General features: G+C 46.7%; 9 protein-coding genes and 2 pseudogenes. 6 read left to right on the forward strand and 5 right to left on the reverse strand.

Annotation, left to right across the window (positions count from 1 at the left end; genetic code table 11):
* Positions 1-130 precede the first annotated feature (130 nt).
* Positions 131-487: pseudogene (locus IQ263_RS26405) on the reverse strand (DUF4277 domain-containing protein); the annotation flags it as partial.
* A 189-nt stretch (positions 488-676) separates the two neighbouring features.
* On the opposite strand from IQ263_RS26405, the pseudogene IQ263_RS28980 reads away from it, so the two are divergent.
* Positions 677-1,310 (forward strand): annotated as a pseudogene (locus tag IQ263_RS28980) (transposase family protein); the annotation flags it as partial.
* A gap of 341 nt (positions 1,311-1,651) precedes the next feature.
* Here IQ263_RS28980 and IQ263_RS26415 read toward each other — a convergent pair.
* Positions 1,652-1,840, reverse strand: coding sequence for a hypothetical protein (locus IQ263_RS26415; protein ID WP_194008036.1), 189 nt, complete (start codon positions 1,838-1,840; stop codon positions 1,652-1,654).
* Positions 1,841-2,030: 190 nt separating this feature from the next.
* Between IQ263_RS26415 and IQ263_RS26420 the strand changes: the two genes are divergently transcribed.
* The gene (locus tag IQ263_RS26420) at positions 2,031-2,288 is read left to right on the forward strand and encodes a hypothetical protein (RefSeq protein ID WP_194071044.1); all 258 of its coding nucleotides are present in this window, start codon (positions 2,031-2,033) and stop codon (positions 2,286-2,288) included.
* Here the strand turns inward: IQ263_RS26420 and IQ263_RS26425 are convergent.
* Positions 2,285-3,208 carry a histone deacetylase family protein gene (locus IQ263_RS26425; protein WP_194071045.1) on the reverse strand — a complete coding sequence of 308 codons (924 nt, stop codon included), beginning with the start codon at positions 3,206-3,208 and terminating at the stop codon, positions 2,285-2,287. The two genes, IQ263_RS26420 and IQ263_RS26425, sit on opposite strands and share 4 nt — an antisense overlap.
* Positions 3,209-3,737: 529 nt before the next feature.
* On the opposite strand from IQ263_RS26425, the gene gyrA reads away from it, so the two are divergent.
* From gyrA to IQ263_RS26440, 3 genes are all read left to right on the forward strand, one after another.
* A complete protein-coding gene (gene gyrA / locus IQ263_RS26430; RefSeq protein WP_194071046.1) occupies positions 3,738-6,455 on the forward strand; it encodes a DNA gyrase subunit A in 2,718 nt (905 codons plus the stop codon).
* Between the two features lie 116 nt (positions 6,456-6,571).
* On the forward strand, positions 6,572-7,228 hold the full coding sequence (locus tag IQ263_RS26435) for a Uma2 family endonuclease (RefSeq protein WP_339384782.1): 657 nt from the start codon (positions 6,572-6,574) through the stop codon (positions 7,226-7,228).
* A 148-nt stretch (positions 7,229-7,376) separates the two neighbouring features.
* Complete coding sequence (locus IQ263_RS26440) at positions 7,377-8,672, forward strand: ribonuclease D (RefSeq protein WP_194071047.1); 1,296 nt, start codon at positions 7,377-7,379, stop codon at positions 8,670-8,672.
* A gap of 609 nt (positions 8,673-9,281) precedes the next feature.
* Here IQ263_RS26440 and IQ263_RS26445 read toward each other — a convergent pair.
* Complete coding sequence (locus IQ263_RS26445; RefSeq protein WP_194071048.1) at positions 9,282-10,289, reverse strand: aldo/keto reductase; 1,008 nt, start codon at positions 10,287-10,289, stop codon at positions 9,282-9,284.
* Between the two features lie 27 nt (positions 10,290-10,316).
* Positions 10,317-11,378: an NAD(P)-dependent alcohol dehydrogenase gene (locus IQ263_RS26450; protein ID WP_194071049.1), complete on the reverse strand. Its 1,062-nt coding sequence runs from the start codon at positions 11,376-11,378 to the stop codon at positions 10,317-10,319.
* Between the two features lie 182 nt (positions 11,379-11,560).
* Here IQ263_RS26450 and IQ263_RS26455 point away from each other — a divergent pair.
* Positions 11,561-11,678: IS630 transposase-related protein (locus IQ263_RS26455; RefSeq protein ID WP_194066405.1), on the forward strand; the 118-nt coding region annotated here is incomplete at its 3' end.

An 11,678-nucleotide genomic window follows, 5' to 3' on the forward strand; every position in this document is an offset into this window, starting at 1 on the left:
CTGTTTCGATGTAAAGAGATTTGGCGTGTTCGGTCAGTTTCATGATAGATTTTAGAGACATAAGATAGGCTGCACACTGAAATTATATTTTGACTATTATAGGATCAATCATTCTGTGGCGTTCTCTTAATGATGTAGCATCTAAATGAGCATATTTTGGTTCTACTTTAAACTTCTTTATTACGGATAATACGATTTCCATAAATAGCTTGTTCAATCCCTATTTATATAATTTATCCATGACTCTTCCAATTTTATCGTCATTTATATAATCCGCTTTTATTCCAGCACCTAACAAGGTTTCGATTCCTTTGTCTTCAAAAAATTGACTGAGTAAAGATAACGAACGGTCTTGATACAAACCCTAATCCATTAATTAAAATAGCTTTCACTAATATTCCCGCTGAGATTTTTTCCGAACATCTATTCCTAATTTATAGTTGATTATTTTAACTATTTCTATCTCATCAATTAGTCCAGCTACTATTCCTCAGTGAGCGATATTTTTGATTTTATTTTCTGAAGTAGGGGGCATTTTTTTAGCTAGATAATATTTTTGACGTTTTTTTGATTGTCTCACTTTTTTTGCCTCAACTGTCTAAGTATTTTTTACTTAGTCAGCTCTGGTAGCAATATACTATATTTTGTAGTGCTATTGAAGTGCGGAATGTGGGATATAGGGACAAATTGGGGGGTATCTGAATCAACGATTTGCCGAATTGTCACTAATATTGAATCAACTTTAATGAAAACGGGAAAGTTTGGTATTCCTGGGAAAAAAGCATTGTTCTAAGGTTGTGGGCATCAGCAAAGCTGTGGTAATGGATGTCACAGAAACAGCTATAGAACGTCAAAAAAAAACATAAAAATATTACTCAGGTAAGAAAAAATACCACACCCTAAAAATGCAAGTGGTCATTAATCAAGAAACCGGCACAGATTATTTGCCTAAATTTTGGACTATTGCCACGATTTCAGCTTGTTCAAAAAAAACAATGTTCATTTCCATTCTGAGATAGATAGTTTACAAGATAGTGGCTATCAAGGGATAAAAGATGATCGCTCTCATAGTTATACTCCTAAAAAGAAACCAAAAAATGGGAAGATTTCTCTTTTAGAAAAAGACTACAATCGAGCCTTAGCCCAGAAGCGAATAGTAATTGAAAATGTTAATAGGAGTCTCAAAGTTTTCAAGATTTTGTCAATGTCGTTATCGAAACCGTCGCCGCCGTTATGATCTCCGTTGTAATTTGTTGTCAGCACTTTACAATTATGAGTTAGCTCTCATGTCTCAAACTCAAAGCCTTTAATTATAACAGAGATTTTTTTTGCAAGAGGTCTAATTAGTAGAGATGCACCCGAAGCCTGTTCTTATATAATTATCTCTACCTCTAGGTTGATGTCGATCGCGATTTGAATCATTAACACCGCTCTCAAACACATCAAACGGTCTATCGCAGTATTAAAAAAACAAAACTTCCCCAGGTGGCAAGTTCTACTTTTAACCACTTACCCAAACAATGCAAATAATGACTAAGCCCCCGATATAAACTCCGATAGCGATCGGTCATTCCCAATTCTTTAATCTTCAATGCCCCCATCGAAATCGAAAGTAGTATTAACTCCCAAACGAGAGTTGACTGCGGTTTCTTTAGTCGATAATTTTTACCCAACCGCGGCGCACGTTGTACAGCAGTCGGTTGATGATGGCATACTCATCTTCATTCAGCGTTCTTTCTAAGAGTGCGGATCTGAGCTGTCTCCGGTCGTGGCGAGTCACGACGCTGGAGAACATGACTTGACCAAATAATTCTTCGAGTGTCATTTGGGTAACTGACATGATAAACCTCTTAATTGATTGAGATAAATAAAATTTTCACAGGCTCCTGATATATCTATTATGCTTTGTACAAGGGCCTATTTGGGCGATCGAAAACATTGACACCGTGTGATTTTTGGGCTACAAATCTGTGACCTAGACTTTGAAACCCTGTGACTCGGATCTTTTTAATTTGTGATCCCAGTCACTGATGTTGAAGGAAGAAGGAAGAAGGAAGTTCGGCAACGGATTATGTAACGGATGTAACGGATGTAACGGATGTAACGGATGTAACGGATGTAAGTCCGTCGGAAGAAGGAAGAGGGAAGAAGGAAGAAGGAAGAAGGAAGAGGGGAGAGGGAAGAGGGCCGATCGGGCGATCGACAAAACTCCGCCGATCGCCATTGCTCTCAATCCCTTACTAATCCGTTTTCAACATCATTTTCGCCTCTGTCAATTTTGCATTTAATTGAGGCATCGGTCAATAGTCGCCACCACCGACTCGGCCAATTCTTTGAGCGCGTAACCCCCCTCCAAACCAAAGACGAGGCGGCTGGTGATTTGCAAGCAATATCCGGTAAAAGTACCGAAATCTGACGGGGCCAGATTCATACTCGCCAGCGGATCCGAGACAATAGCGTCGTAACCGGCGCTGACAATCAACAAATCTGGTTGAAAATTTGACAAAAACGGCACCACAAGAGATTCAAAAGCGCTCCGATATTCAGCTATACCGCTGCCGGGATACAGCGGAATGTTCAGCACGTTGTCGTAGCTGCCGCGCTCGTCGGCATCTCCAGTTCCCGGATAGCAGGGAGATTGGTGCAGGGAACAGTAGGCAATTTTCCGGCAGTTTTCCACCACGGATTGAGTGCCGTTACCGTGGTGCACGTCCCAGTCGAGGATGCCGACGCGGTTAACTCCCGGCTGTTCCAAGGCGTACTTCGCTGCGATTGCAGCATTGGAAAACAAACAAAAACCCATCGCACGATTGTTTTCGGCATGGTGTCCCGGCGGCCTGGCCAGCACGAAAGCTGGTGCGTTTCTTGACAGCACTCGATCGACCCCATCGAGCCAAGCACTCGCCGCCAGCAGCGCTACATCGTAACTTTCAGCAGAAATCGGCGTATCGCCGTCGAGGTAGCCGCCTCCTTGAAGAGACAAATGTTCGACTTCTTTGATGTATCTTGGCGCGTGAACTTTTTTGAGCGCCGAGAACAATTCTGTTTGGCGCTGGGCCACTGGCGCGGGCAGTTGCCAGTCAAGGCGATCGGCCCAAGGGGCAGCTTTCAGAGCATTGACGATCGCCGTTAAACGTTCTGGTCGCTCTGGGTGAAGCATTCCAGTCTTGTGCAGCAAAAAATCAGGGGAGTAGATGACGGGTAGCATCAGCAGATTTTAGAGTTAAGTTTTTATATCTTAGATTTTCATTTTGATTTAATTCGACATTCGGCTTTATGAAATTAGAATTGCGTCCGAGCAACCATTTTAATTGAGATCGTCTGGGGCTTTGTAAAAGGCATTTTTTCTTAATGCGCGCTGTTGAGAACTCGCTTCCAGATATAACCCCCTGCCAACTCTCGATAGCACGCATTAAAGCTGACGCGATCGATGCTCCCTTTTAATTTTTTAGATAGCACTCAAAAAAGCTCACCAAAACATGAAAACCGAACGCCTCAAAAACCCTTTCTAGCTCCGGCAAATTGATGACTAAATCACCAACTACCAACTTACGAATTTCCCTCGTTTCGTCCCTTAATTTTTCTGGCAACTTGCCCCTAAAGTCAAAGGCAAATTGTGATATAATTTTAGGAGTAATTTGCAATATTTGGCAGCTCTACTGAATCCAAATCGATTTTATCGCATTTTTGAGATTTATAGCGGTCAAATTTAAAGTTTTAACGGAGTTTTTCAACCTATGAGTATCTCTGAGTCGCGGATAATCCCGACGGATCTGGGTGGTGAGATGTCCCGATCGTACTTGGAATACGCCATGAGCGTAATAGTCGGTCGGGCGCTACCAGATGCGAGGGACGGTCTCAAGCCCGTTCACCGACGCATTCTCTACGCCATGAACGAATTGGGCTTGACTCCCGATAGACCATTCCGCAAATGCGCCCGCGTCGTCGGGGAGGTGCTCGGTAAGTATCACCCCCACGGAGATACAGCGGTTTACGACGCCCTGGTGCGGATGGCTCAGGATTTTTCCATGCGGGAACGCCTGATCAACGGCCACGGCAACTTCGGCTCCGTTGACAACGACCCGCCCGCTGCCATGCGGTACACCGAATGTCGCCTCACAGCCCTGACTAGCGACTCCATGCTGCGCGACATCGACTCGGAAACAGTAGATTTCGGCGACAACTTCGACGGTTCCCAACAAGAACCCCTCGTGCTCCCCGCACGCATCCCCCAAATTTTGCTCAACGGTTCCTCTGGAATTGCCGTCGGGATGGCCACCAACATTCCGCCGCACAACTTGGGCGAAATAATTGACGGTTTGGTAGCGCTAATCCACAATCCAGGAATTACCGACCTGGAATTGATGCAGTACATCCCCGGCCCGGACTTTCCCACCGGAGGGCAAATTCTCGGCAGAGGCGGCATTCGCGATGCTTACACCACCGGGCGCGGTTCGATTACCATGCGCGGAGTTGCCAACATTGAAACCATCGAACACGTTGGCCGCCCAGACAAAGAAGCAATTATTATCACCGAATTGCCTTACCAAACAAATAAGGCAGCGCTAATCGAGAAAATTGCCGAACTGGTAAACGACAAAAGATTAGATGGAATTTCCGACATTCGCGACGAAAGCGACAGAGACGGAATGCGGATCGTGATCGAACTCAAACGCGATGCCTATCCCCGCGTCGTCCTCAATAACCTCTACAAACAAACACCGCTCCAATCAAACTTTGGAGCCAATATGTTAGCGCTAGTAAATGGGGAACCCCAACTACTGACGCTCTCACAATTCCTCAATGTCTTCCTAGACTTCCGCATTGAAACAATTACTCGTCGGACTCAATACGAACTCCGCAAAGCAGAAGAACGCGACCATCTCCTGCAAGGTTTATTAATTGCCCTAGACAACTTAGACGCAATTATTCACCTAATTCGCGCCGCTGCCGACTCCGCCGCAGCCAAACAGGAATTGATTGATAATTACGGTCTTTCCGAACAGCAATCCGACGCAATTCTGCAAATGCAGCTCCGGCGCTTGACAGCCTTGGAAGCGCAAAAAATTCAGCAAGAACACGAAGAACTGCGAGCTAAAATTGCAGATTTGGAAGATATCTTAGCGCGCCGGGAACGCATCTTAGAAATCGCCGAATTTGAAGCAGTCGAAATCCAAACTAAAATCGCTACTCCTAGACGCAGCGTCATCGAACACGCCGAAGGAGAAATCGATGAAAGAGATTTAATTGCTAACGAACAAGCAATTATTCTGATCACAGAACAAGGCTACATCAAGCGGATGCCTGTCAGCACTTTCGAGGCTCAAAGTCGCGCTACTCGCGGCAAAGCCGGCGCGAAAATGAAGGAAGATGACGGAGTAGAACATTTCCTTTCTTGTTGCGATCACGACAGCGTTTTGTTCTTCAGTGACAGGGGCGTAGTTTACTCTGTCAAAGCTTATCAAATCCCCGTCTGTTCGCGGACTGCTCGCGGCACTCCAGTGGTGCAACTGCTGCCGATTCCTATAGAAGAAAAAATCACTTCTATGGTGTCAGTGACAGAATTTACCAGCGAAGAATATTTGGTGATGCTGACTCGCGGCGGCTATATCAAGAAAACCGCACTTTCTGCTTTTGGTAACATCCGCACTAACGGTTTGATCGCGATTTCTCTGGAAGAAGGCGACCAACTGCGCTGGGTACGGAGAGCAAAAGTTGGTGACAGCATTATCATCGGCACGCGCCAAGGTATGGCGATTCATTTCCGCACCAATCACGAACAGTTGCGCCCGGTAGGCCGCGCGACTCGGGGTGTAAAATCAATGAAATTGCGATCGGGCGACGAGCTGATCAGCATGGACATTTTACCGAGTTCAATTATTGCCGAAATTGCTGAATTGGTAACGGGAGAATCGGAATTTGAAGGAGCAGAAGTTGCGCTTTCAGAATCGGGAGAATTGGAATTTGAAGGAGCAGAAATTGCTGAATTAGAAGCTGAAGATCTGGAATTGGAAGAGGAAGAATTAGAACTGCAAGCCGAGGAAATTGAAGGCGAAGATGCCGAAGAAATTCCCGCAGTTAGCAGCGAAGTTCCCTCGGTGTTGGTAATCACTAGCAACGGCTACGGCAAGCGGGTTCCAGTTTCTCAATTCCGCCTGCAAAGACGCGCTGGCAAGGGATTGACGGCTACTAAATTCAAGTCGAAAAAGGCTAAGGATTACGTGGCTGCGCTGCGAATTGTCAACGACAATGATGAGTTGATGATTATTACCAACCGAGGTATTATTATCCGTCAGGCTGTGAGTGCAATTTCCACGCAATCGCGCACTGCAACGGGCGTGCGGGTGCAGCGGTTGGATGAGGATGATTCAATTGTAGCTGTGGCTTTGGTGCCGGCTTCGGGTGAAGAGTCGATGGAAGAATCGGCATCTGAGGAAACGACAGAGGAGTCCTAGGTTAATAGTTTGTAGGGTGCGCTGCGGTGCACCTTACTGCTGTTGAATGCTAAAAGTGCGATCGCCCCTACTCAGAAGTTTTCCCTCAAAAGTCAAATATTTTTTCCGGTGAGGTAATGATGAGTCAACTCCAAACCAAACTACTAACTGATACCTGGGTTACAGCGACTTGGGATGAATATATAGAAATTATTAAACAGCCGGAGTACGATCGAGCAAAATGCTACTACTACAACGGACAGTTGAGGATTGAAATGGCAGCAGTCGGGGCAGATCATGCTGATGACAACGGAATTATCGTTATTTTAATCAATTTATTTGGCATTGCTAAAGGTATAAAAATGAGACTGCTGGTCAAATGTAGCTATGCCAAAACAGGTGTCAGAGGCGCTCAACCTGATGCTTCTTACTACATCGGAGACCGGGTACAAATGGCACCTCGCGGCAGTTCGCTAGTGAATTTAGATAGCGCAGTTTCCCCAGATTTAGCAATTGAAATTGCCGACAGTTCTCTCGTTGACGATTTGGGAACAAAAAGAATGATTTATGAAGAATTAGGAGTGTCTGAGTATTGGGTAGTAGACGTACAAAAAGCGCAAGTTATTGCTTTCAAAATAATTGCTAACTGTGGAAGCGAACGTCTGACGGAATCTCAAGTTTTGCCGGGGCTAAAAGTTACTTTATTAGAGGAAGGTTTGCGCCGCAGTCGCCAGACGGACAATACAGAAGTAGGTAACTGGTTTTTAGAGGAAGTTCGCGGGAATCCTCAATAGTGCGATCGACTGCATTCTTTTTTTAACGGGAGGCTAGAAACCGGGTTTCTGAGGTATACCTATGTCCGGCGCTGGAATCGTTGACAATCGATCCGATAATTGCTATAGCATAATAGAATCAAAAAATTAATAGCAAAAGTTTGTAAAAATGCCTTATTTAACAGCAGCAAACGACATCAAAGCAGTAATTTCTCAATTTTCCCAAGCTAAAATACTGTGGGTTGACACAGAAATAGCAGACTATAAATCCAACCCCAGATTATCGCTGATTCAAGTGTTAGCAGACTCCACCGATGCGACAGGAGATGCCACGTTTTTACTAGATGTATTAGATAAACCTGAATTGGCAAAAAATTTCATCAGCCAAATCATGGTAAATCCAAATATTGAAAAATTGTTCCACAACGCCAGCTATGATATCAGATTTCTGGGCAATGACGACGCTCAAAATGTCACTTGCATATTGCAAATGGCAAGAAAAATTCCAGCTTACATTCTACCATTACCCAACCGACAGCTCAAAACATTAATCGAAACACTTTGCGGCATTGCTTATGTAGATAAAACAGAACAAAGCGGCGATTGGGCAAAGCGTCCCCTGACGCAGAAGCAGCTAGAATATGCCAAAATGGACGCGGTTTATTTAGCTAGAGTGCATCAGCGCCTGCTAGAAATCCTGGAAGAGTGTTACCCCGATCCCGCCACAGAAAATTTGACAGCATTGGGGAAAAAATATCAGGAAATAGAATCTCGGTGGAAGCCACTAGATTCAGAAATTGCTGAAGTCAAAGAACGATTTAAAGCGGGGATGCTGGCGCAAAATCTCAAAGATAGTTCTTATTTTCAGCTTTCCAGTTCGATAGCGATGAAAGTTGATTTTATGACGCTGGCGAGACTGACGCAAACTGAGGGAATTGAGTTGAATTTTCCGGTGACGCTGACAAAAGAAATTCAAAAACAGTTAGGGGAAGTCATCGCCGATCCATCTTTGGAAGTTGAAGATATTGCTAGTTGGCGGTTGAATTCTACGATCAAGCAGGGTCGAAAATCAACTACTAAGAAAGTTGCGCCGCAACCGGAGACTGAGGATTTCACAGCATTGGGGGAAAGGTACAAAGAAATTTTGCCTGAATGGAAGCTGCTGGATTCAGAAGTTGAGCATCTGAAAGAGCGGATTAAAAAAGCAATGTTAGTGCAAAATAAGGGCAATACTCCTCATTTTAAGTTATCCAGTTCCTCGATTTTGAAGGTGGATTTTGCTAGCTTGGCAAAACTTGCGCTATCTGCGGGATTTGAGTTAGATTTTATGGTGACGCTGACTCAATACATTCAAAGGCAGTTAGGGGATGCGATTAACAAAATTGATGTGAAAATTGATTATATTACCAGTTGGCGGATGACGGCGAAGACTGTGGAAGATGAAGATGAGGAAATTCCGTTTTAACTCACATCCTGCACCATTGTCAAGAACAGGCATCTTGCCTGTTCCACAATAAAATTTATCTCTTGTGGAACAGGCATCTTCCCTGTTCCTAAGCAAGTAATTGAGAATGGTGCAAGATATCAGTTTTAACTAACGTCATTTCTGGTTAAGCAGAAGGAGGCAAAATCCAATCAAACCCAAGAGAGTGCTTCTTAGGTTGATGGCAGTAGACAATTAAACCACACAAAACATTCGCACAGAGGCGTTGCTCAATCAGGGTATGAAAAAATAAGGTTTCTATGATATCAATTCCGGCTGCACCGGAATGATAAGCGAGGACACGGCAGTGCCGTGTCCCTACCACGATCGATTGTAGGGACACGGCACTGCCGTATCCTCCGTTTCTTTATATCATTCCGATGCTAAGGGAATTGATATGACTTGCATATTTTGCCTTGCATACCGTAAATCAGCAACGCCTATTTTCCTTTTAGTCGGAGCTTAATCAAGTCTTGTTCACCGCTGACCTTTTCCATCCACTCGACGGTATTGCCGGAGCAGTCGTTGGTATCGCGTATGTAGTCTGCTACAGTGACCGAAAACTCAACGAGAGAACGTATTCTTCGCTGCTCAACGACCGGTCATTTGCTCCAGCTTTTCAGGATACCGATCGCCTTGTACCGTAATCTTGGAGGCGGCATCATCGATGTCACGCAGATCGCCCTGGGTGAGTTCCACTGAGACTGCTCCGATGTTTTCGTCCAAGCGATGCAGTTTCGTAGTACCTGGAATGGGTACGATCCACGGTTTCTGAGCTAGCAGCCAGGCGATCGCAATCTGAGCAGGTGTCGCCTCTTTTCGTTCTGCAATGCTGCCGAGTAGATCGATCAGGGCTTGATTCGCCTTGAGAGCCTCGGTTGTGAAGCGAGGCAGGGTGCTGCGGAAGTCGGAACTGTCGAAGGTTGTGCTTTCGTCCATCTTGCCAGTGAGAAAGCCCTTGCCCAACGGGCTGTACGGGACAAAGCCAATTCCGAGTTCCTCAAGAGTCGGTATCACTTCCTTCTCAGGAGTCCTCGTCCACAGCGAGTATTCGCTCTGGAGAGCCGTTACGGGCTGAACCGCGTGCGCGCGACGGATCGTTTGTACGCCTGCTTCAGAGAGTCCGAAGTGCTTAACCTTACCTTCCTGAATCAGTTCCTTCACCGCTCCGGCCACATCTTCGATCGGCACGTTTGGGTCAACTCGGTGCTGATAGAGTAGGTCGATCGCCTCCACCTTGAGTCGCTTGAGCGAATTCTCCACAGCCTGCTTGATGTGCTCCGGTCGGCTATTCAGTCCGGGCGCACCCGTCATCCCACGGGGATCAGAATTCGGACTGATGTCGAACCCGAATTTGGTGGCGATGACCACTCGATCGCGGAAGGGAGCAAGAGCTTCACCCACCAGCTCTTCGTTTGTAAAGGGGCCGTAGACTTCGGCGGTGTCAAAGAATGTAATGCCGCGATCGACCGCAGCCCCCAGAAGAGCAGTCATCTCCTGTTTGTCTTTGGGCGGGCCATAGGAAAAGCTCATTCCCATGCAGCCAAGCCCGATCGCCGAGACTTCCAGATTACTGTTTCCAAGTTTGCGCTTTTGCATTGTTATTCCTTCGAGGTTTCACCTCGGTTATTCAGATTTAAGGGATGCCATATCGATACAGAAGCGGTATTTCACATCGGACTTGAGCAGTCGCTCGTAGGCTTCGTTGACCTTCTGAATGGGGATGACTTCGACATCCGCAGTGATGTTATGCTCGCCGCAAAAGTCGAGCATTTCCTGGGTTTCAGCGATGCCACCGATCATAGAGCCGGAAAGACTGCGGCGACCCATGATCAGGCTGAATGCCGATACTTCCAGAGGATTCTCCGGTGCGCCGACCAGGGTGATGTTGCCGTCGAGGCGGAGCAGGTTGAGATAGGCGTTGATGTCGTGCTTGGCGGAGACGGTATCGAGGATGAAATCGAAGCTGCCAGCGTGTTTCTGCATCTCGTCGGCATTGCGGGAGATGACCACTTCATCGGCTCCGAGGCGGAGTGCGTCTTCCTTCTTGTCGGGCGAGGTGGTAAATACGACGACATGGGCACCGAACGCACGGGCAAACTTCACGCCCATGTGGCCCAGCCCCCCGAGACCGACTACGCCGACCTTCTTGCTCTTTGTGACACCCCAGTGGCGCAGGGGCGAGTATGTTGTAATCCCGGCGCAGAGAAGCGGCGCGACTCCAGCGAGATCGAGGTTGGCGGGAACGCGCAGAACGAAGCTTTCATCGACGACGATGCTGTTGGAATAGCCGCCGTAGGTGACAGGAGCGGTCTTGTGCTTGTCCGGGGAGTTGTAGGTGAGGGTCAGGGAAGGGCAGAACTGCTCAAAGCCAGCTTTACACTGGGGGCAGGTTCCATCCGAATCGACCATACAGCCGACCGCTGCGATATCGCCGGGCTTATAGCTGGTAACTGCCGAGCCGACTTTGGTGACGCGACCGACCATCTCGTGACCGGGGACGATCGGATAGACAGTAGGCGCGATGCTGCTCCACTCGTTACGCACCGAATGGACATCGGAATGGCAGATGCCGCAGAAGAGGATTTCGATCTGCACGTCGCGATCGGTTGGCTCGCGCCGCGCGATCGTGGTGGAGGCCAGCGGTGATGTTGCACTGGCTGCGGCATAAGCTTTCGTGTTGTACATGAATGGATGTCCCTAGTTGTTTACGTTTGGTGTCTGGTATTGTTCGTCGCTGACCTGTTCCATCCAGTCCACGGTCTTGCCGTCGAGTTGTTCCTGAATGGCAATGTATAGTCATTTCAAATAAGTATGAGACTATTTAAAAATGAGGTAAAATGAATAAAAATAGTGAAGCTGCTAGGAAAATGTCTTACAGTATTGATTTGAGAAAAAGAGTAGTGGATTATGTAGAAAATGGCGGTCGTATCGCTCAAGCTGCCGGACTTTTTAAGGTAGGAAGGGCAACGATATATCGGTGGCTGG

Origin of the sequence: Tychonema sp. LEGE 06208, assembly GCF_015207505.1 — a bacterium.
Classification (GTDB): domain Bacteria; phylum Cyanobacteriota; class Cyanobacteriia; order Cyanobacteriales; family Microcoleaceae; genus Microcoleus.

What these genes read in the sequence shown, in the direction of transcription:
- IQ263_RS26435 (WP_339384782.1), top strand. Translation starts at nt 6,572, where the DNA reads ATGATGAGTCAACTCCAAACCAAACTACTAACTGATACCTGGGTTACA.
- gyrA (WP_194071046.1), top strand. Translation starts at nt 3,738, where the DNA reads ATGAGTATCTCTGAGTCGCGGATAATCCCGACGGATCTGGGTGGTGAG.
- IQ263_RS26415 (WP_194008036.1), bottom strand. Translation starts at nt 1,840, where the DNA reads ATGTCAGTTACCCAAATGACACTCGAAGAATTATTTGGTCAAGTCATG.
- IQ263_RS26450 (WP_194071049.1), bottom strand. Translation starts at nt 11,378, where the DNA reads ATGTACAACACGAAAGCTTATGCCGCAGCCAGTGCAACATCACCGCTG.
- IQ263_RS26445 (WP_194071048.1), bottom strand. Translation starts at nt 10,289, where the DNA reads ATGCAAAAGCGCAAACTTGGAAACAGTAATCTGGAAGTCTCGGCGATC.
- IQ263_RS26420 (WP_194071044.1), top strand. Translation starts at nt 2,031, where the DNA reads ATGTTGAAGGAAGAAGGAAGAAGGAAGTTCGGCAACGGATTATGTAAC.
- IQ263_RS26440 (WP_194071047.1), top strand. Translation starts at nt 7,377, where the DNA reads ATGCCTTATTTAACAGCAGCAAACGACATCAAAGCAGTAATTTCTCAA.
- IQ263_RS26425 (WP_194071045.1), bottom strand. Translation starts at nt 3,208, where the DNA reads ATGCTACCCGTCATCTACTCCCCTGATTTTTTGCTGCACAAGACTGGA.